At 64.3% G+C, this 20,201-nt stretch carries 17 protein-coding genes; 10 read left to right on the top strand and 7 right to left on the bottom strand.

Features of this window, described 5'->3' with window-relative positions:
• Positions 1–25: 25 nt before the first annotated feature.
• From K678_RS00905 to K678_RS00895, 3 genes are all read left to right on the top strand, one after another.
• Entirely contained in the window at positions 26–1,459 is a 1,434-nt protein-coding gene (locus K678_RS00905; protein ID WP_021130570.1) for an alpha/beta hydrolase, read from the top strand.
• Between the two features lie 563 nt (positions 1,460–2,022).
• Positions 2,023–2,544, top strand: a complete 522-nt coding sequence (locus tag K678_RS00900; RefSeq protein ID WP_021130569.1) for a helix-turn-helix domain-containing protein — start codon at positions 2,023–2,025, stop codon at positions 2,542–2,544.
• 110 nt (positions 2,545–2,654) lie between these two features.
• On the top strand, positions 2,655–3,530 hold the full coding sequence (locus tag K678_RS00895) for a radical SAM protein (RefSeq protein WP_021130568.1): 876 nt from the start codon (positions 2,655–2,657) through the stop codon (positions 3,528–3,530).
• A gap of 189 nt (positions 3,531–3,719) precedes the next feature.
• On the opposite strand, the gene K678_RS17490 is transcribed toward K678_RS00895, so the two are convergent.
• Positions 3,720–6,986 carry a response regulator gene (locus K678_RS17490; protein ID WP_021130567.1) on the bottom strand — a complete coding sequence of 1,089 codons (3,267 nt, stop codon included), beginning with the start codon at positions 6,984–6,986 and terminating at the stop codon, positions 3,720–3,722.
• Positions 6,987–7,467: 481 nt separating this feature from the next.
• Here K678_RS17490 and bluB point away from each other — a divergent pair, with 481 nt between their 5' ends.
• The 6 genes from bluB to K678_RS00860 all read left to right on the top strand — a co-directional run bounded on the left by bluB (position 7,468) and on the right by K678_RS00860 (position 13,920).
• Positions 7,468–8,223, top strand: coding sequence for a 5,6-dimethylbenzimidazole synthase (gene bluB, locus K678_RS00885; RefSeq protein ID WP_021130566.1), 756 nt, complete (start codon positions 7,468–7,470; stop codon positions 8,221–8,223).
• A 53-nt stretch (positions 8,224–8,276) separates the two neighbouring features.
• A complete protein-coding gene (gene purB, locus K678_RS00880) occupies positions 8,277–9,590 on the top strand; it encodes an adenylosuccinate lyase (RefSeq protein WP_021130565.1) in 1,314 nt (437 codons plus the stop codon).
• A 178-nt stretch (positions 9,591–9,768) separates the two neighbouring features.
• Positions 9,769–11,100, top strand: coding sequence for an EAL domain-containing protein (locus tag K678_RS00875; RefSeq protein ID WP_021130564.1), 1,332 nt, complete (start codon positions 9,769–9,771; stop codon positions 11,098–11,100).
• 17 nt (positions 11,101–11,117) lie between these two features.
• The gene (locus K678_RS00870) at positions 11,118–12,374 is read left to right on the top strand and encodes a hypothetical protein (protein ID WP_021130563.1); all 1,257 of its coding nucleotides are present in this window, start codon (positions 11,118–11,120) and stop codon (positions 12,372–12,374) included.
• A complete protein-coding gene (locus K678_RS00865; RefSeq protein WP_021130562.1) occupies positions 12,371–13,126 on the top strand; it encodes an ABC transporter ATP-binding protein in 756 nt (251 codons plus the stop codon). The genes K678_RS00870 and K678_RS00865 overlap by 4 nt, the downstream gene beginning before the upstream one ends.
• Entirely contained in the window at positions 13,123–13,920 is a 798-nt protein-coding gene (locus tag K678_RS00860) for an ABC transporter permease (protein ID WP_021130561.1), read from the top strand. The genes K678_RS00865 and K678_RS00860 overlap by 4 nt, the downstream gene beginning before the upstream one ends.
• A gap of 48 nt (positions 13,921–13,968) precedes the next feature.
• On the opposite strand, the gene K678_RS00855 is transcribed toward K678_RS00860, so the two are convergent.
• Complete coding sequence (locus K678_RS00855; protein ID WP_021130560.1) at positions 13,969–14,436, bottom strand: methyltransferase family protein; 468 nt, start codon at positions 14,434–14,436, stop codon at positions 13,969–13,971.
• Positions 14,437–14,623: 187 nt separating this feature from the next.
• On the opposite strand from K678_RS00855, the gene K678_RS00850 reads away from it, so the two are divergent.
• A complete protein-coding gene (locus K678_RS00850; RefSeq protein ID WP_021130559.1) occupies positions 14,624–14,998 on the top strand; it encodes an Mth938-like domain-containing protein in 375 nt (124 codons plus the stop codon).
• Between the two features lie 142 nt (positions 14,999–15,140).
• Here K678_RS00850 and K678_RS00845 read toward each other — a convergent pair whose 3' ends face one another.
• From K678_RS00845 to K678_RS00825, 5 genes are all read right to left on the bottom strand, one after another.
• A complete protein-coding gene (locus K678_RS00845) occupies positions 15,141–16,271 on the bottom strand; it encodes a type III PLP-dependent enzyme (RefSeq protein ID WP_021130558.1) in 1,131 nt (376 codons plus the stop codon).
• 559 nt (positions 16,272–16,830) lie between these two features.
• Complete coding sequence (locus tag K678_RS00840) at positions 16,831–17,997, bottom strand: FAD-dependent oxidoreductase (RefSeq protein ID WP_021130557.1); 1,167 nt, start codon at positions 17,995–17,997, stop codon at positions 16,831–16,833.
• Positions 17,998–18,001: 4 nt separating this feature from the next.
• On the bottom strand, positions 18,002–18,166 hold the full coding sequence (gene rd / locus K678_RS00835) for a rubredoxin (protein WP_021130556.1): 165 nt from the start codon (positions 18,164–18,166) through the stop codon (positions 18,002–18,004).
• A 202-nt stretch (positions 18,167–18,368) separates the two neighbouring features.
• The gene (locus K678_RS00830; RefSeq protein ID WP_051185804.1) at positions 18,369–19,718 is read right to left on the bottom strand and encodes an NAD(P)(+) transhydrogenase (Re/Si-specific) subunit beta; all 1,350 of its coding nucleotides are present in this window, start codon (positions 19,716–19,718) and stop codon (positions 18,369–18,371) included.
• 67 nt (positions 19,719–19,785) lie between these two features.
• Positions 19,786–20,187 carry a proton-translocating transhydrogenase family protein gene (locus K678_RS00825; protein WP_021130554.1) on the bottom strand — a complete coding sequence of 134 codons (402 nt, stop codon included), beginning with the start codon at positions 20,185–20,187 and terminating at the stop codon, positions 19,786–19,788.
• Between the last annotated feature and the right edge of the window lie 14 nt (positions 20,188–20,201).

Here is a 20,201-nt window from a genome sequence, read left to right as displayed (position 1 = left end):
AAGGCGCGAACGGGGAGGGGGAACGATGCGCTTCGTCTTTGCGATCCTGGCGGTCCTGCTGCTGGGAACCGGTTCCGCGCGGGCCGCCCAGGAGGGCGCGATATGGTCGGCGGCGCGTCACGGGCTGTCGGCGATGCCGATGGAGACTTGGCGCGACGGCACCACCGACAAGCCGTTCGCCGCCTATGTCGCCGATACCAAGGCCGCGCTGGATGCCGCCCGCAAGGCGATCGAGCCGGACGATGCCGTCCGCGCCGCCCATGTCGAACTGGTCGCGCCCCGGCAATGGCCGTTGGCCGAGGAATGCGGCGGTACCGCGAAGGACGGAGTGCTGCTGATCCACGGTCTCAGCGATTCGCCGTTCCTGATGCGCGATCTGGGCGACGCCCTGGCCCGGCTGCCGGGCAAGTGTCTGCTGGTCCGCTCGATCCTGCTGCCGGGGCATGGCTCGGTGCCGGGCGATCTGGTCCGCCCCACCGCCGCCGAATGGAAAGCCGCCGTCCGCTATGGCACCGACAGCTTTGCCGGTCAGGTCGGGCGGGTCCATCTGGTCGGCTTTTCGACCGGGGCGACGCTGGCGCTTGATCTGGTCCTCAACGGCACGCCGACCGCGCCGCCGGTCGCCTCGCTGATTCTGTTGTCGCCGTCGATCGGGCTGACCAACCGCTTTCCGCTCCACCGCATTCCGTTCGGGTTCGAGCTGTTTCAGGCGATCATGACCGCCGCCTCGGGCTTTGGCCCCGAAGGCCATTGGCTGCGCCTTGATGAGGATCAGGATTTCGCCAAGGCCGAATCCTTTCCGGTGATGGCACCGCGCCCGCTGATGGAGGTGATGACCGAAGTCGAGACCGCGACCCGGCCGCTGACTCTGCCGGTGCTGATGGCCTTTGCCGCCGAGGACGTCACCGTCGATGCCAAGGCGTCGATCGAGTTCTTCCGCAAGCGGGTCGGCAATCCCGACAGCCGCGTCCTGCTCTATGTCGCGCCTGCCACCCTGGCGGCCCAGCCCGATTATTACGGCGCGTTGGGGGCCGAGGACCGCCGCATCACCTGTTTGCGCGGTCTGGGCACGCAGGATGTCGGCTGCGCTCCCGAGCGCGGCGGCGCGGCCAAGCTGTGCGCCTTTGGCGATGCGCCGGGACTTTGCGTCACCAGCCTCAGCCATATCGGGGTGCCGGTTTCTCCCTCCAACCGCCATTACGGCATCGCGGGCGATTACCGCAATTGTCTGGCCTATGCCTCGAAGAAGGACTGGTCCAGCTTCTGCGGCTGCGTGACGCCGGAGCAGCGGGCCGGGGCGGCGCTGTGCCGGGGCGTTGCCCCTCTGGCCCAGGGGCCGCAGCGGCTGGGCGAGCCGACCAGGGCCGAGATCGACGCGGGTGGGCCGCTGACCGCGCGGCTGGGCTATAACCCGCTGTTCGACCAGATGGTCGGCTCGATCGCCGCGTTCCTGAAATAGGGGGGCGGTCGCGGCGCCAGGAAACAGACGGGGACAAACAAAAACCCCCGCACAGGGGGGGTGTGCGGGGGTCGTTGTGTATCTCTTCGGAGGGGGGGCATCCGAAGAGAGAAGCGTCGCGGCCCGGGAGGGGGAAGGCCGCACCATGGACGAGGCGGGGAGTTCAAGTCCGCCGAGGATCGAGACGCTTGTTCCGGATCGGGGTGACCGTTTGACCGAAACCTTATGATGACAGTATGCCCCGCCCGAGATTACCGCGACATTTCGCCAACATGATTTTTCTGTAATGAGGTCGGGGCGGCCCAAGTCCGTCCGCCGGGGACGCATGCAGCGCAAAACAGGCTGAACTGCTTGACTTCCTTTGCATTTCGCTGCATTCCCCGCCGACCGCGCCGGTTTCGCGCGGCGGTGATCGCTACGGTTACAACCCTACGATCTCTCTCTGCCCCTAAAAAAACACCTGATGAGGGCCAAATACCCGGACTGGCCCTTGATATATGCCGTGTGCATAGCTAATTCGTACTATGCTAATAGTATGCAACTCAGTTCGGGTAGGACCCATCATGATCGCTAAAAACAAAGTTGATTCATCGACAGCTGACGCTGCCTCGGCGACGCCCGCCCCTGCGCGTCGGAAATCGACTCGCGGCCGTCTCGACGATGGCAGCGCCAATCCGGTTGATATCCATGTGGGGTCGCGCGTCCGTTTGCGCAGGACCCTGTTGGGGATGAGTCAGGAAAAGCTGGGCGAGGCCATCGGCCTGACCTTCCAGCAGGTTCAGAAATACGAGCGCGGGGCGAACCGGATCGGTTCCAGCCGTCTGTTCGATCTGGCCCGCATTCTCGACGTGCCGATCTCGTTTTTCTATGACGACATGCCCGAGGAAGTGAAGGCGCTGTCGCCGGTGTCGATCGTCAAGGGCGACGCCACCTCTGCCGCGGTGGCGCATCAGGAAAAGGACGTGCTGGCCCGGCGCGAGACCCTCGAACTGGTTCGGGCGTTCTATAAAATCTCTGATCCCAAGGTGCGGGCTCAGGTCTATTCCCTGGCCAAGTCGCTGGCGAAGGCGTCTGGGGACGAGTGATCTTTTCCGGTCTCCCACCCCTTCGCCGTCGGCTTCGGCGGCGAAGGGGTCGAACCCGGCCCGTCCGTGTTATCGTTCGCCAAGGCGAGGGATGACGCGGGGAGGAACGGGTGATCGCATATGACTTTCCGCTGTGGCGGCCGCCGTCCGAAGGCGACAATCTGATTGTGCAGGCGACGTTGGGCTGTCGCTTCAACGCCTGCACCTTCTGTTCAATGTACAAGTCGAAAACGTTCCGGGCCCGGCCGCTGGCCGAGGTGATGGCCGATATTGACCGCGCCGCCGCCGACTGGCCCGATGCCCGGCGGGTCTTTCTCGCCGATGGCGATGCCTATTGCCTGCCGACCGAGGATTTGATCGCCCTGTGCGACCATCTCGCCGCCCGCTTCCCCGATCTGCAACGGATTTCCGCCTATGCCACCCCGTTCGACATCCTGCGCAAGGGAGCGGACGATATCGCCCGGCTGAAGGCGCGGCGGCTGGGTCTGGTCTATCTCGGGATCGAAACCGGCTGGGACGATCTGCTGAAACGGATATCCAAGGGATCGGCGGCGCAGATGGAAGCGGCGCTGGCCCTGGCGCGGAGCAGTGGCCTGAAAGTCTCGGCGACGCTGATCCTGGGGCTGGGCGGACGGAACGGGTGGCAGGAGCATATCGAGGCCAGCGCCGATCTGATCAACCGCGCCCCTCCGGTCTATCTCTCGACCCTGCAACTGGGGTTGGAAGAGAGCGTCGCTCCGCGCTTCCTCGACCGGATCGGCCCCGATTTCGTGCCCCAGGATGATCGCGGCGTGCTGATCGAACTGCGCGCTCTGATCGAGCGACTGGCCCCGCTTGCTCCGGTGATTTTCCGCTCCAACCACGCCAGCAACGCCCTGGCCCTGGCCGGAACCCTGCCGCGTGACCGCGACCGCTTGCTGGGCGAAATCGACGCGGTGCTGGAGGGCCGCGCCGGGGTGCGGCCGCGCTGGCTGCGGGGGTTTTAGAGTTTGTCCAGGTTCAGGGGGAAACACCTCACCCGTCTTGGCCGGGCTTGACCCGGCCATCCCCATGGCACCGGCCAATCCACTGTTTCCAATCAAGTTTCGACTCTGCCCCATTGACCACCGGGTCAAGCCCGGTGGTGACGGCCCCAAAAGCGATTCTGTGAAGATCTGACAACCTTACGTCACGCTCTATCCCACGACCGAGGGAGGGATGGCGCGGCGGGCCTGCTCGGCCAAAGCGGCAATCCGTTCGATGGCGTCGATGATCGGACCGTCGGCCGGGTCGTGCCGTTCCAGCCCGAGCAGGTGGCGGCAGAGCAGGGGCAGCCCGAGATTGCCCGCCGCTCCGGCCAGGGCGTGGGCGGTGGAATTGAGCGTGGCGGGATCGCCGGAGGTTGCCGCGAGACGCAATTGCTCGAGCGAGGCGGGAAGCGTGCTCCAGAAGCGGTCGAGCAGGCTTTGGAACGAGGCCACTCCCAGGGCGTTGCGCAGATCGCTCATCGCGGCAAGATCGACCAGCGCCTCGGTTCTGTCGTCGCGCCCGGTCCGCGCCCGGTCGCTCCATTTCGTCAGCATGTCGATCAGGCGGCGCAGATCGATCGGCTTCGAGATGTAATCGTCCATTCCGGCGTCAAGGCAGGTGGTGCGGTCGCCTTCCATCGCATTGGCGGTCATCGCGATGATCGTCACCTTGGCCTTGGGTGAGGGCAGGGCGCGGATTTGCCGGGTCGCCTCCAGCCCGTCGATGCGGGGCATCTGCATGTCCATCATCACCAGATCGTACTCGCCCGCCATCACCCGCTCGATCGCCTCGGCCCCGTCATCGGCGATGTCGGCGCGATGGCCGAGCTTGGCCAGTAATCCGACCGCGACCTGCTGATTGATCGCGTTGTCCTCGGCGACCAGGATGCGCAGCGGATGCGTGGTGATGGGAAAATCGGTGGTGGGGACGATTGTCTGGGCCGTGTCGGGGGGAAGCCGCCCCAGGCAGCGCAGCACCGCGTTCAGCAGGGCGCTTTGCCGCACCGGCTTGACCAGAATCTCGTCGATCCGCAGCCGTTCCATCTGCGGCCGCACGGCGGACAGATCGGCCGAGGTCGCCATCACCACCGGCAGCGACGCGGTGGCGGGATCGTTGCGCAGCAACACGGCGAGATCGAGGCCGCTCATCTCCGGCATCAGGTGATCGAGGATCGCGACGTCGAACCGGTCACCAGCGGCCACGTCATTGCGCACCGCCTCGATCGCGGCGGGGGCGGAGCCGAATGCGGTGACCAATGCTCCCCATCCTTCCAATTGCTGGCGCAGGATGTCGCGGTTGGTCGGGATATCGTCGACCACCAGAATCCGGGCACCGTCAAGTTCGATGCCGCTGGCCGCTTCGGAGGGAAGTTCGTCCGACCGCCGCAGCGGCACGGTGAACCAGAAGGTGCTGCCCTCGCCCTCGCGGCTGTCGAAGCCGATCTCGCCGCCCATCCAATCGACGATTCGCTTGCAGATCGCCAGCCCCAGCCCGCTTCCGCCAAAGCGCCGCGCCATCGAGGCGTCCGCCTGGGTGAAGGTGTCGAACAATTGGGGCTTTGCCGAATCAGGAATGCCGATCCCGCTATCGGCAACGGTGGCGGTCAGGAGCGTCCGCCCATCGGCGGCATCGCTGACCGCGACCACGATCGAGATCGTGCCACGTTCGGTGAATTTGACCGCGTTGCCGACCAGATTGAGCAGAACCTGACGCAGCCGTCCGGGATCGCCCCGGAACACCCCGCAAGCGCCGGGGGGGATCAGGCAGGTCAGGTCAATGTCGCGGCCACGGACCCGGGGGGACAGGATATCAATGACGCCTTCGAGCAGTGGGCGAATCTCGAACGCGGTTTCCTCGAAATCGAGTTTGCCCGCTTCCATTTTCGAGAAGTCGAGAATGTCGTTGATCACCGACAGCAGGGATTCGCTCGAATCGCGGATAGTCTGGGCGAAAATCCGCTGCTCTTCGGTCAGCCGGGTGTCGAGCAACAGGCCGGTCATCCCGATCACCCCGTTCATCGGGGTGCGGATTTCATGGCTCATCGTCGCCAGGAATTCCGACTTGGCCTGATTGCCCGCCTCGGCCTGGAGGCGGGCCTGATGGAGTTCGGTGATGTCGCTGGAGACACCGATATAATGCGTCACCACGTCGCCTCGTTTGCGAAGCGCACTGATCGACAGCAATTGGGGATAGATCTCGCCCGACTTGCGGCGGTTCCAGATCTCGCCGCGCCAGACTCCCTCGCGCCGCAGCTTGTCCCACAGCGCCTGATAGAATTCGGCCCCGTGTCGTCCCGAGCGGAGAATCGCAGTACTCTGCCCGATCACTTCGGGGCGGGAATAGCCGGTGATCGCGGTAAAGCCGGCATTGGCGGTGACGATCCGGCCTTCGGAATCGGTGACGACGATTCCTTCGCGGGTGGCGTCAAACACCTGATTGACCAGTCGGCGGTTTTCTTCGGTATGGCGCTGGAGCAGATAGAGGAACGACAGCAAAGCAAGACTGAGGCCCAGATAAGACACGCCGTATAGGACCGCCTTGCGCCGCCAGCCGCTCATGAATTCCACCTGCGCCCGCCCGATCACCACCACATAAGGCAGGCGATCAAGCTTGCGATAAGTGAACAGGCGGTGGACCCCGTCGATGCGGGAGTCGCTTTCATAGCTGCCGGAGAATTGTTCTCCGGCCAGCCCGGCCCGCAATTCCTCGCTGTTAACGGTGGTGCCGATCAGTTCGGGCCGCGCTGGATAGCGGGCGAGCAGGCGCAGATTGGAATCGATCAGGGCAACCGAGCCGAGCTTGCCGGTATCGATTTCGGCAAACAGGTTTTGGAAATAATGGGTGGGCAGGGCGGCCTGCATCAATCCGAGGAATCGGCCGTCAGGGCCGTTGATCCGCTGGCTGAGCGAAACGACCCAGACGTCGTTGATCCGGGCCTTGATCGGTTCGGAGACCAGCAAGCCGATATTGGGACTGGCTTTCTGCTGCTGGAAATAGGCGCGGTCGCTGACGTCGATCACGGGCAGATCGTCCGAATTGCCCGCATTGAATACGACCCGTCCGTCGACATCGACCACCCGCAGGCTGTTTTCCATCGCTTCGGGGGCAAAGGCCATCAGGCGCTTGAGGTCAAGATTGGCCGCCAGCCGGTCGCGGCGGCGGGTGCCGTTCATCACCGGGGCAAAATCATTGGCGGATTCGCCCAGGAGAATGCCGATCTTTTCCACCGCCGAGACGACCTGACGTTCCAGCACGCGGGACAGATTGTCGGAATCCCGCTGGACGATTTCGTATTCATGCCGATGTGATTCGACCAGATCGACCGAGAGCAAGGCCCCGAACCCGCCCAGCAGCAAACAGGCGGCGACATAGGTCGCGGTACGGAGCCAATAGCGGTTGTCGATCGGCTGGTGCGGTTTGAGGAACCGGGACAATCGAGGTGCCTTTGGGTCGGTCTGGTATAATACCGAAGATATGGTCATTCTCAGACGTACGTCTAGTCCGGGGCGCTGCCATCCGATAAAAAACCCCCGCACCAGGGGGGAGGGTGCGGGGGCTTAATTTAAGGCCGGAACCGGAAGGGGGGGGGGACGGTCCGGACCGGAGGGCTGCGACCGAAGCCGGGGGGAGGCTGGTCGAAGCGGCGGCGGGAGCAACTCCGCCAGGAACCGAAAAAGACGATGACCTTTCGTGGGGTGGCTGGTTGATCCAAAACTGATGATGACAGAATGCCACAGCGCGGATTACCGCAGCATTTCGCCGGGGTGATTGTTTTGTAATGATTCAAAAACAACGGAGCCCGCGCGGTCAAGGGCGCGGTCCTGGGGGTTCCTCTAGGGGGTGACGGCGGCGGGAGGGATCGGCTATAAACCGGACTTTCCGCCGCGTGAGTGCGGCGCTACGGGGAGCCCGATCATGACCGATGCCCTGCTGCCTGCCGTTCCGCTGCCCGAAGCCGAGCGCGACGGCGTTTATCGCGCTATCCTGACCCGGCGCGACACGCGGGGCGAATTTCTCCCCGATCCGATTTCGGACGAAGTGTTGAGCCGTCTGCTGATCGCCGCCCACCACGCTCCCTCGGTCGGCTATATGCAGCCGTGGAGCTTCGTCGTGGTGCGCGACCGCGCGGTGCGGACCAAGGTGCACGACGCCTTCGTCAAGGCTCATGCCGAGGCGGCGCTGATGTTTTCCGAGGACAAGCGCGATATCTATCGCTCGCTGAAGCTGGAAGGCATTTTGGACTCCCCGGTCAATATCTGTGTCACCTGCGACCGCGACCGCGCCGGTCCGGTGGTGATCGGACGGACCCACATTCCGACGATGGATTTGTTCAGCTCGGTCTGCGCCGTTGAGAATCTGTGGCTGGCGGCGCGCGCCGAAGGGCTGGGCGTCGGCTGGGTCAGCATCTTCGACAACGAGACGGTGCGCGAGGCGCTGGGGATTCCGCCGTCGATTCTGCCCATCGCCTATTTGTGCGTCGGCAAGGTGCGGGGCTATCACCCCACCCCCGAACTCCAGGCCGCCGGATGGCGTCCGCGTCTTCCCCTCGACGAACTGGTCCATTACGATCATTGGGGCGAGGTCCGCCCCGACAGCCCCCTGTCCGCCCTGCTGCGCGAAGATCAGCGCGCGGTGGCCGAGGGCCGTTTCATCGACGAGCGCTTGCCGTAAAGCGGCGCTCTCTCCATTTGCCGAAAACGTACTCACCTATCCGAGGTTCTTAGATGATTCCGCGCTACAGCCGCCCCGAGATGACCCGCATCTGGGAGCCCGCCAACCGCTTCCGCATCTGGTTCGAAATCGAAGCCCACGCCTGCGACGCCCTGGCCGAGATCGGCGTGATTCCGGTCGAGGCCGCCCGGGCGGTGTGGGAACGGGGCGATCTGGTCTACACCCCCGAACGGATTGAGCGGATTGACGAGATCGAGCGCGAGACCAAGCACGACGTCATCGCCTTCCTGACCGAGTTGGCCGAACATGTCGGGGCCGAATCCCGCTTCATCCATCAGGGGATGACCTCGTCCGACGTGCTCGACACCTGTCTGGCGGTGCAGTTGACCCAGGCCGCCGACCTGCTGCTGGCCGATATCGACCGGGTGCTGGCGGCGCTGGAAAAGCGCGCGTTCGAGTTCAAGGATCTGGCCTGCATGGGCCGTTCGCATGGCATTCATGCCGAGCCGGTGACGATCGGTCTGAAGTTCGCGGGCTTCCACGCCGCCTTCCAGCGCGCTCGCGTCCGGCTGGTGGCGGCGCGGGCCGACATCGCCACCTGTGCCATTTCCGGCGCGGTCGGCACCTTTGCCAACATCGACCCCCGCGTCGAGGTTCACGTCGCGGCGAAGCTGGGCCTGACGCCTGAGCCGGTTTCGACCCAGGTCATTCCGCGCGACCGTCACGCTTTGTACTTTGCCACGCTGGGCGTCATCGCCGGGTCGATCGAACATCTCGCCACCGAAATCCGCCATCTCCAGCGCACCGAAGTGCGCGAGGCCGAGGAATATTTCTCCCCCGGTCAGAAGGGCAGTTCGGCGATGCCGCACAAGCGCAACCCGGTGCTGACCGAGAACCTGACCGGGCTGTCCCGTCTGGTGCGCGGCATGGTCACCCCGGCGCTGGAAAACGTCGCCCTGTGGCATGAACGCGACATCTCGCATTCCTCGGTCGAGCGGATGATCGGTCCCGATGCGACCATCACCCTCGATTTCGCCCTCAACCGGCTGGCCGGTGTGGTCGAAAGCCTGGTGATCTATCCCGATGCCGTCGCCCGCAATCTCAATCAGCTGGGTGGTCTGGTGTTCTCGCAGCGGGTGCTGCTGGCGCTGACCCAGGCGGGGATGAGCCGTGAGGACAGCTACAAGGCGGTGCAGCGCAATGCGATGCGGGTGTGGCAGGAAGGGGCGAACTTCCTCGATCTGCTGAAGGCCGACGCCCAGGTCACCGCCCATCTGAGCGCTCCGGTGCTGGAATCGCTGTTCGACCTCGGCTACCACACCAAGCATGTCGACACCATCTTCCAGCGGGTGTTCGGCCGGGCCTGATCGGTCTCGCCCGACCGGATGGGGGCCACGCGGCCGCCCGTCCGGTCGGGGGCCTGTCGCCCAAATTGCTCTAGGAACCCCGCCAAGGCCGATGGTATCTCTATGGATCGGCCTGGAACGATCCGGCCGGTTCGCACCTTAAGGCTCCGACCACCGGGGCCGGATCGAAGAGGGCTGGATGAACGCCGGGGCGTTCGGAGGAAAACCGCAGGAAGTCGTGACGCCGGAAAGCCTGCTCTTCGACGCCGCCGAACGGATCGGCCGGCTGCGCGAAGGCCGTCTGGCGCTGCATCTGCATTTGTCCCGCCTGCTGCCCGCCAATCGCGAGGAAGGCCGGATTCGCATTGCCTTTCGCATGTTCGAATCGATGGTCACGGTCTATCGCGGCCAGATCTTCCTGTTGTCCAATTCCGACATCATGCTGATCTGCAAGGACGCGCAACTGTCCGATCTCGATGCGATCGTCTACAAGCTGCGCGCCTTGTTCTCGACGGATCCGCTGACCTATGCCGAAGCGGCCGACGGATCGGACCGCTTTGTCGCGCTGTACGATCTTGAGTGCGATTACGACGCCTTTTTCGCCCTGTGCGGCGAGATGCGCGACGCGGTGCGCAAGACCAAGGCCGATGTCGCGCCTCAGCCAAAGCGTCTGCCGCTCGAAGCCACCACCCTGGTTCAGGTGCTCGACGGGATCGGCAACACCGACATCGCCGGAGTGGTGCGCCGTCAGGCCTGCATCCGCATCGTCGAACACGAATCGGCCGAGGTCGAGTTCCAGGAATTTTACATGTCGATCGCCGACCTGCAAAAGGCGCTGGCTCCTGACATCGACATTCTGTCCAATCGCTGGCTGTTCCAGCATTTGTCGCAGGAACTGGACCAGCAGGTTCTGGCGGCGCTGGGCGAGTCCGGTTTGCGGGTTCCGCCCAAGGCCTTCTCGCTCAACCTCAATATGAGCACGATCGAGACCCCGGCCTTTCAGACCTTCGAGGCGAAGGTGCGCGGTCGGGCCGGGCTGGTGGTCGAGTTCCAGATGCTCGACATCTTCAACAATCTCGAAGGCTTTTTCCGGGCCCGCGACCGGCTGCGCGCCCGGGGTCATAAATCGGTGCTGGACGGGATGACCTCGGTCGGTCTCCAATTCATGGATTGCGAATTGTTCGACACCGATTACGTCAAACTGAGCTGGAGTTCGGACATGCAGGACGATATCCGCACCGCCGAAATCCAGCATTCCCTGGGCCCGGTCGGATTCGACCGGGTAATCCTGGCCCGGTGCGAGACCGAGGCCGCGATTACCTGGGGGATGTCGCTGGGAATCCGGATGTTCCAGGGCCGTTTCCTCGATTCGCTGATCGCCGCCACCACGATGGGGGCGTGCCGCAACGCCGCCGCCTGCACCTTGGCTCAATGCACCCAGCGGCACGGGGTGATCACCGGGACGCCGCGCGGCGAATGCGCCGATAACGATATGCTCGACCTGTTCCCGTCGCTTCAGACCCTGCGGTAGGACGAGAGGCCCAGCCGATGCGACCCCCGCCCCCCCCAACCGCCGCCGGTGCCCGCGCCAACAGCCAGGAAACCTTGCTGCTTGATTACGTCCGGCGGCTGGAACGCCACCGCCAGGACCGCAAGGCGGTGCATATCCATCTGTCGGCACTGCTGGCGCAGAACCGGCGCGACCATCATCTGCGGATGGCCACCGGGACGTTCGAGCCGCTGGTCAAGCTGATGCAGGCCCAGTTGTTCGTGCTGGCCAATGCCGATCTGATGGTGATCTACAAAGCGCAGGCCCAGGACGAGATCGAGGCGGCGGTGGTCAAACTGCGCTTTCTGTTCTCGGACGATCCGCTGATCAGCGAAGAGCATCTGGGCAACCAGACGGTGTTCAGCACCTGGTTCAGCCTGGACCGCGAATACGATCTGCTGCTGACCCTGGCCCAGAAGATGGTGCAGGAGGAATCGGCCCGGCGGTCCGTTTCGACCGAAGCCGCCGCCACCGAACGCGCCCGGATGCAAAAGCCGCAGGGCACGCCGTTTACCCCCGATCTGCTGATCCGGGTCGAAGCGGCGCTGGGTCAGGCCGATCTGGCCAATCTGCTGCGCCGTCAGGCGGTGTGCGCGATGGTGGGCAAGACGCCGCCGCAGCCGGTGTTCCATGAATTGTTCATCTCGATCGCCGATCTGCGCCAGACCCTGTTTCCCTCGGTCAACGTCAATTCCAGTCCCTGGCTGTTCCAGCAACTGACCGAGACGCTCGATCGCCGGGTTCTCAGCATGTTGAACAAGCATGACGACCGCACCCTGGAAGGCGATATCAGCATCAACCTCAATGTCTCGACGATTCTGGGGCCGGAATTCCTGGTGTTCGACGACAACGTCAAGGCCGGGATGCGCGGGACCATCGTGCTTGAACTGCAAAAGGTCGATATCTACGCCGATCTTGGCGCCTATCTGTTCGCCCGCGATTTTGCCCACGACCGGGGCTATCGCATCTGCGTCGATGGTCTGAGCTATGCCCAATTGCCCTTCGTCGATCGCGAGCGGCTGGGGGCCGATCTGATCAAGCTGGTGTGGGACCCCGCTTTGACCGAGGAGAAGGACAACCGCACCGACGCGCTGCGCCGGATCGGAGTTAACCGGATCATTCTGTGCCGCTGCGACAATCCGGCCTCGGTCGAGTTCGGTCACTCGGTCGGCATTTCGTTGTTCCAGGGCCGCCACATCGAAACCCTGATCCAGGGCGACCCGCGCAAGCGCCTGCGGGCGCGGCCCAGATCGTGAAGGCGATCGAGGTCAGGGGCGTCACCAAGCGATTCGGTTCGGTGGTGGCGGTCGACGATATCAGCTTTACCGTCGAGCCCGGTTCGGTCACCGCGCTGTTGGGCGGCAATGGCGCGGGCAAGACCACCACCTTGTCGATGTTGCTGGGTCTGCTGCTGCCGAGCAGCGGCGACATCGCCTTGCTGGGTCAGGACATGATCCGCCACCGCTATCGGGTGCTGCCGCGGGTCAATTTCTCCAGCCCCTATGTCGATCTGCCTCATCGCCTGACGGTGCGGGAAAACCTGACCGTCTATGGCCATCTCTATGGGGTGCCGGACCTGAAGGGGCGGATGGCGGATTTGTGCCGCGATCTCGATCTGACCGATCTGCTTGATCGCCCGGCGGGCAAACTGTCGGCCGGGCAGAAGACGCGGGTGTCGATGGCCCGCGCGTTGCTCAATCAGCCTGAATTGCTGCTGCTGGACGAGCCGACCGCCTCGCTCGATCCCGATACCGCCGACTGGCTGCGCGGCTATTTTCAGGATTATCGCCGCCGCACCGGGGCGACCTTGCTGCTGGCCTCGCACAACATGACCGAGGTTGAGCGGATGTGCGATCAGGTGCTGATCATGAAGACGGGGCGGATCGTCGATCGCGGCACGCCGGCCGAATTGTTCGCCCGCTATGGCCGCGACACGATGGAGGAAGTGTTCCTCGACATCGCCCGCGACCGCCGCCGTCCCGATGGTCCGTCCTGGGGGGAACCATGATTCTGTCGATCCGGCGGGTCGCGGGTCTGTGCCTGCGTCACCTCTACATCCTGCGCGGGTCGTGGCTGCGCCTGCTTGAAATGGCCTATTGGCCGTTGATCAACGTCGTGATGTGGGGCTTTACCAGCCAGTTTCTGTCGAACAACTCGTCCTGGTTCGCCCAGGCCGGGGGGGTGCTGATCGCGGGCGCGCTGCTGTGGGACGTGATGTTCCGGGGCAATCTGGGGGTGGCGCTGTCGTTCCTGGAAGAGATGTGGTCGCGCAATCTCGGCTATCTCTCGGTCAGTCCGCTCCGCCCCGGCGAAATGGTGGCGGCGATCCTGGTGATGAGCTTTATCCGCACCATGATCGGGGTATTGCCCGCCGCGTTGCTGGCGATCCCGCTTTACCATTTCTCACTGTTCTCGTTGGGCCTGCCGCTGCTGGTGTTCTGGACCCTGCTGACGATGATGGGCTGGGCCACCGGGCTGGCGGTGTCGGCGATGGTGCTGCGCTTTGGCCTGGGGGCGGAAAGCCTCGCCTGGGTGATGATCTTCGCGATCGGTCCGCTGGCCGGGGTCTATTACCCGATCTCGGTCCTGCCCGGCTGGCTGCAAAGCGTGGCCTGGGCGCTGCCGCCCGCCCATGTGTTCGAGGGGATGCGGGCGGTGATGATCCAGGGTGTTGTCCGCACCGATCTGATGTTGTCGGCTCTGGCGCTCGATCTGGTCTATCTCACCTTGGGGATCGGGCTGTTTCTCTATGCCTGGCACGGGGCGCGGGTGCGCGGTGCCCTGTTGAATGTCGGCGAATAGGGGGAGGGATGGCCTCCCCCTGGTCGTCCTGTCGCCGGTTCGCCGGGATTACAGCCAGCGGTTGACCTTGGCCTTGTAGGCCAAATAGGCCTCGCCGAACTTGTCTTCGAGATAGCGTTCCTCGGCCAGGATCACGTGCTTTTGCAGGGTGACGGCGAGCGCGATGCCGAACAGCACCATCCAGAACGAATTCAGCAGCAGCGCCAGCCCGAAATAGATCGCCACCAGCGACAGATACAGCGGGTTGCGGGTGAAGCGGTACGGCCCTTCGCCGACCAGGGCGGTGGTGCCGTGATGGGGATGAATCGGGGTGCCGCGGCGGTTCATCGCCAGGATCGCGGTGGTGGCGACGACGGCCGCCGCGAGCAGCAGCGACAGCCCCAGCCCGCGCGCCAGCACACCGGGCAGAATGTGGAGCGACGACGCCCACGCGAACAGGAACCCAGCGGCGAGATAAAGGGAAAAGATAACCGGCGGAGTTACCTTGATATCGGCCCGATCCGGAATATCATCCATAATGGTGTCCTCTCGTGGCAGCATCGCTTGGCGCGATCTCTGATGAGACAAACCCGGCTCCGCCCCTTCCACGCTCTTGGGCGAGACCGGGACGACGTGACGGGATGGAGACAGGATAAACCGGATTGGCGAGCAACGGGACACCCCTTCGTATTGAATGGGGCGTTCACGCGGAAAGGATAAGGATATGGATCTCAATCCCCGTCTTGCTCCGGGACGCCAACTGATCCAGGCCTATGGCGATGGCGGCTTTATGATCGCCGGGCAACGCTGGCAGGGATCGGTTCTGGTCTTTCCCGAAAAGACTTTGGCCTGGGCCTGTCCCGACATGACGGCGTTGGGGCTGGGCTGTCTGAGCGCGGTGACCGACGCGGCGCCCATTCCCGAATTGTTGCTGGTCGGATGCGGCCTGTCGCTGCGGCCGTTGCCGCCGACGCTGCGGGCGGATCTTGCCGCCGCCGGGGTTCGGGTGGAAACGATGGATACCGGCGCGGCCTGCCGCACCTTCAACGTTCTGCTGACGGAGGAGCGCCGCGTCGCGGCGGCGCTCCTCGCCGTCTGAGGCCTTTAAATCGTGATGCTTTTACGTTGCATCACGATTTAGGCGATTCATATATCCCCCTCGCCGGGCGCCACCTCCGGTGGCTTGGCCGCGGCCTCAATGGCCGCAAGCGCATCGTGCGTCATGTCTGACGCGCGATGCTTTAGATGAAGTAAGCCTTCAGCGGGTCGAACCCGTTGAAATTCACCGCCGAGTACGAAGTGGTGTAGGCCCCGGTCGAAAGAATGCGGACCTTGTCGCCGACCTTGAGGCTGACCGGCATTTCGTAATTGGTCTTTTCGTACAAAATGTCGGCCGAGTCGCAGGTCGGACCGGCCAGCACCACCGGGGCGGTATCGTCGCCGTCGTGGCTGGTCTGGATGCGGTACTTGATCGCCTCATCCATCGTTTCGGCCAGACCGCCGAACTTGCCGACGTCGAGATAGACCCAGCGGGTGTCGTCGTCATAGCCCTTGCGGCTGATCAGCACGACCTCGGTTTCCAGGATGCCGGCATCGCCGACCAGCGAGCGGCCCGGCTCGATGATCATCGCCGGGATGTTGTTGCCGAAATGGTTGGTCATCGCGCTCATCACAGCGTCGGCATACCGCTCGACCGCCGGGATGTCGCTGCGATAGCGGGCGGGGAAGCCGCCGCCGAGATTGACCATCCGCAGGTCGATTCCGGCGGAATCCAGCGCGGTGAACAGCATCGCCGCCTTGCCGACCGCGATGTCCCACTGCTTGAGGTCGGTCTGCTGGCTGCCGACATGGAACGACACGCCATAGGGGTCAAGGCCCAGGTCGCGGGCGCGGATCAGCAGGTCGCGGGCCATGTCGATTTCGCAACCGAACTTACGCGACAGCGGCCATTCCGCCCCGTCGCAGGTCATCAGGATGCGGCAGAACACCCGCGCGCCGGGAGCGGATTCGGCCAGCTTCTCCAACTCGGCCTCGCAATCGAAGGCATAGAGGCGGACGCCCTTTTCGTAGGCGTAGGCGATGTCGCGCTGCTTCTTGATGGTGTTGCCGAATGAGATGTTGTCGGCGGAAACGCCGCTCGACAGGCACAGATCAATCTCGCCGCGCGAGGCGACATCGAAATTCGATCCCAGCGAGGCCAGCATCCGCACGATCTCGGGAGCCGGGTTGGCCTTGACGGCATAATAGACGTCCGCGAGCGGAAGCCAGCGGCGCAGCCCCAGATAATTGTCTCGCACGACATCGAGATCAACCACGACGCAGGGGGTGACGGGGCGGACTTCTTCGAGGAAGCGAGCGATCTTGGCGGTCATGGCAAAGCTCCAAACGGACCCATCGGGTCCTTGAACAGGACAGATGGCGACGAAACCCCGTCCTCTGCCGGGCAGGCAGAGTCGGAGACGACGGTTTGACGGCACGGAAAAAGGGGTGCCGTCAGTCCCGTTTGGACGTACTTCGGACATCAACCCAGAGCAGAGCCCAGGCCTGCCGAGGCTTGAATTCCTGTGATTTGGGAATAGTGGTCACGGACGACGCCAAAGCGTGCCGGGCAATCGCGATCATAAGATTTCCTCCAAGCACACGGGGGTTTAGCCCGCTTGCACCCAGAAGACGCCTTTGACGTCGTTGCCTGACCATAACGTTGGTCAGAGGCACGTGCGCTGTACGTCTCACCTGAAGCCGCTATATACGCTGTTTTTGTCCCAGGAAAAGACAAAAAAATCCCGCTGCGTCAAAATTTCACAAAGCCCGCAGGGTTGTTCTTTGTTTTCAATGCCCTGGTCAAAACGGGTCGACGCCCTCCCCCCATCGATTGTAGGGGCGGTTTGGGGCGACCGCCCATTCCTGGTGGGTCGCCCCGTACCGTTTTGGTCAGCCCAGCAGGGGCGGCATCTGGGCGGCCAGGGTGCGGGCTTCGCTCGCCCGCTTGCCGCACAGGGCGAAACCGAGCGGGCTGCCGTCGGGGGCGACAAACAGGGCTTTCAGATCCTGGCCCTCGCCCTCGATCCGCCAATGCCCCTCGGCCCCCGGTATCGGAGGACAGACCGTGGTGGGGAGGACTGGAGTCTTGACCACCACCGGCAAGGCGGGCAGCACCAGCGGTGTTTCGGTCCCGGCCAGGGTTGCGGCGAGTGCCTTGGCCTGGGCCAGCAGCGGGGCGATGTAGGGCAGGGGACCGGCCTCGGTCTCGGCGCAATCGCCCAGGGCAAAGATCGCCGGGTCCGAGGTGCGCAGCAGACGATCGACGACGATCCCCCGCGCCACCGCCAGTCCGGCGGTTGCCGCCAACGCGGTGCGCGGGATCAGCCCGATCGCGGTCAGGGCCCGGTCGAACTGAATCTGGCTGCCGTCGTCGAGCGTCGCCAGACCGGGGGCGAAGGCGGTGACCGAGCGGCCGAGGTGAAGGGTGGCTCCGGCCCCGCCGAGCGCCGCGCTCATCGCCATGCCCAATTCGGGGGGCAGCAGGCGGCCCAGCGGCCAGGGGGCGGGATCGACCAGGGTTACGCCATGCCCGCCGGTCAAGAGGTCGTTGGCGAACTCGCAGCCGATCAGCCCGGCCCCGATCAGTAACACCCGGCTGGCGGGGGCCAGCGCCTCGCGCCAGACGGCGTAATCGTCCAGATCGTTGACGGTGAACAGACCGGCGGTGGCGCTGCCCTCGACCCGATAGGGACGGGGATCGGCTCCGATCGCCAGCACCAGTCGCTCATAGCCGATTTCGCCCCCGGTGCCGTCGGGACGGCGCAGGGTGAGGCGGCGACGGTCGCGATGGATCGCTTCGACCTGATGACGGGTCATCACCCGGATCGACAGGTCGGACGCGATCTGCGCGGCGCTTTTCTGGACCAGATCGGCCGGGCTTTTGCCCTGGGCAAAGGCGGCCGACAGCATCGGCTTGCTGTAGGATTCGCCGCCATCGCCGCTGATGACGGTGATCGGAACCGTGCCGTCGCGCCGCCGCAGCTCGCGGGCGAGGGTATAGCCCCCCAACCCGCTGCCGACGATCACCACGCCGTCCGGTGGGGAGGCCGGGCTCATCGCTCTAATCCTCCAATTCGGAGAAGTCGGCCTTGGTCACCCCGCATTCGGGGCAGATCCAGTCATCGGGCAAGGACTCAAACGGGGTGCCGGGGGGGATGTCTTCGTCGGGCAGACCAAGCGCCGGGTCGTAAACAAAACCGCAGACGGAACAGATATAGCGTTTCATCCCGCACTCTCCTCCCCTGGCGCCGTCGTTGCAACAGCGCGGATTCCCTTGATTGAAAGTCGGTGTTCCCCTCTGTTTCTTCAAGATACAGGACTCAACCGATTGTGGCGATGACGATCCTTTTCTGACGGGAACGCAAAAAGGCCCGCGTCGGAGGACGCGGGCCTTTCAGGCGGAACAGCAGCCGTTTGTGGCGAAGGGATCAGTCCAGCGCCTTGACGATCTGCTCGGTGACCTTCTTGGCATCGCCGAACAGCATCATCGTGTTGGGGCGGAAGAACAGATCGTTCTCGACCCCGGCATAGCCCGACGCCATCGAGCGCTTGATGAACAGAACCGTCTTGGCCTTCTCGACGTCGAGGATCGGCATCCCGAAGATCGGGCTTTTCGGGTCGGACTTCGCCGCCGGATTGGTGACGTCGTTGGCGCCGATCACGAAGGCGACATCAGCGGTGCCGAATTCGTGGTTGATCTCTTCCAGCTCGAACACTTCGTCATAGGGGACGTTGGCTTCGGCGAGCAGAACGTTCATATGGCCGGGCATACGGCCCGCCACCGGATGGATGGCGTAGCGGACGTCGACGCCTTCCTTCTTCAGCATGTCGGCCATTTCGCGCAAGGCGTGCTGGGCCTGGGCGACCGCCATGCCATAGCCGGGAACAATGATGACCTTCGATGCATTCTTCATGATGAAGGCGGCATCGTCGGCCGATCCGGCCTTGACCGCGCGGTCGGCACCGCCGCCCGCCGCCGCCGCGCCGTCACCCGCCACCTCGCCGCCGAAGCCGCCCAGAATGACGTTGATGATCGAACGATTCATCCCCTTGCACATGATGTAGGAGAGGATCGCGCCGCTGGAGCCGACCAAGGCGCCGGTGACGATCAGCAGCGGGTTGGCCAGCGTGAAGCCGATACCGGCCGCCGCCCATCCCGAATAGGAATTCAGCATCGAGACGACCACCGGCATATCGGCGCCACCGATCGGCAGGATCAGCAGGAAGCCGAGCGCCAGCGCCACCACGACGATCGCGACGAACAGGGTGACCGAGCCGCCCGAGAAGGCGAACAGCACCACCAGCGCCAGCAGCAGGATGCCCAGACCGGCATTCAGCGGATGCTGGCCCTTGAACACCAGCGGCCGACCGCTGACCAGACCCTGAAGCTTGGCGAAGGCGACCAGCGAGCCGGTGAAGGTGATCGCGCCGATCGCGGTGCCGAGGCTCATCTCGATCAGCGAGGCGGCCTTGATTCCGCCATCGGCGGACAGGATCGAGAACGAGGCCGGGGCCGCCAGGGCCGCCGCCGCGACAAACACCGCCGCCAGACCGACCAGGGAGTGGAACGCCGCCACCAGCTGGGGCAGGGCGGTCATCTCGATCTTCTTGGCGACGATGGTGCCGATGCCGCCGCCGATCAGGATGCCGAGCGGCACCAGAACCCAGGCGAAATCGGGGGTAATGATGGTGGTGATGATGGCGATGGCCATACCGGCCATGCCCCACCGATTGCCGTTCTGCGACGTTTCGGGGCTGGACAGCCCGCGCAGCGCCATGATGAAGCAGACTGCGGCGACGAGATAGGCGAATTGAGTAAGATTGCTTGCCACGATCGCGTCCTCCCTATTTCTGCTTCTTCTTGAACATGCCGAGCATGCGTTGCGTGACCAGGAAGCCGCCGAAGATATTGACGGAGGCCAGGATCACGGCGAGGAAGCCCAACAGGCGCGACGCGGGCGTGTCGGTCGCGGTGGCGACCAGCGCGCCGACGATGATCACCGACGACACGGCATTGGTCACCGCCATCAGCGGCGAGTGCAGCGCCGGGGTGACCCGCCAGACCACGTAATAGCCGACGAAACAGGCCAGTACGAAGACGGTCAACAGCGAGACAAAGCCGATGCCGTGCTCGCTCAAGGCCTGAAGATGCGCCGACTGGGCCAGCACTTCGTTGGCCTTCAGCGACAGGGCCTGGGAGTCCTGGGCGAGCTTGGCGGCGGCACGGACGATTTCTGCGGTATCCATGGCTGCTTGCCTCC

The sequence above is a fragment of the Magnetospirillum fulvum MGU-K5 genome (assembly GCF_000442515.1).
In the GTDB taxonomy this organism is placed as follows: domain Bacteria; phylum Pseudomonadota; class Alphaproteobacteria; order Rhodospirillales; family Magnetospirillaceae; genus Phaeospirillum; species Phaeospirillum fulvum_B.
This window is presented reverse-complemented; position numbering and strand designations above follow the sequence as displayed.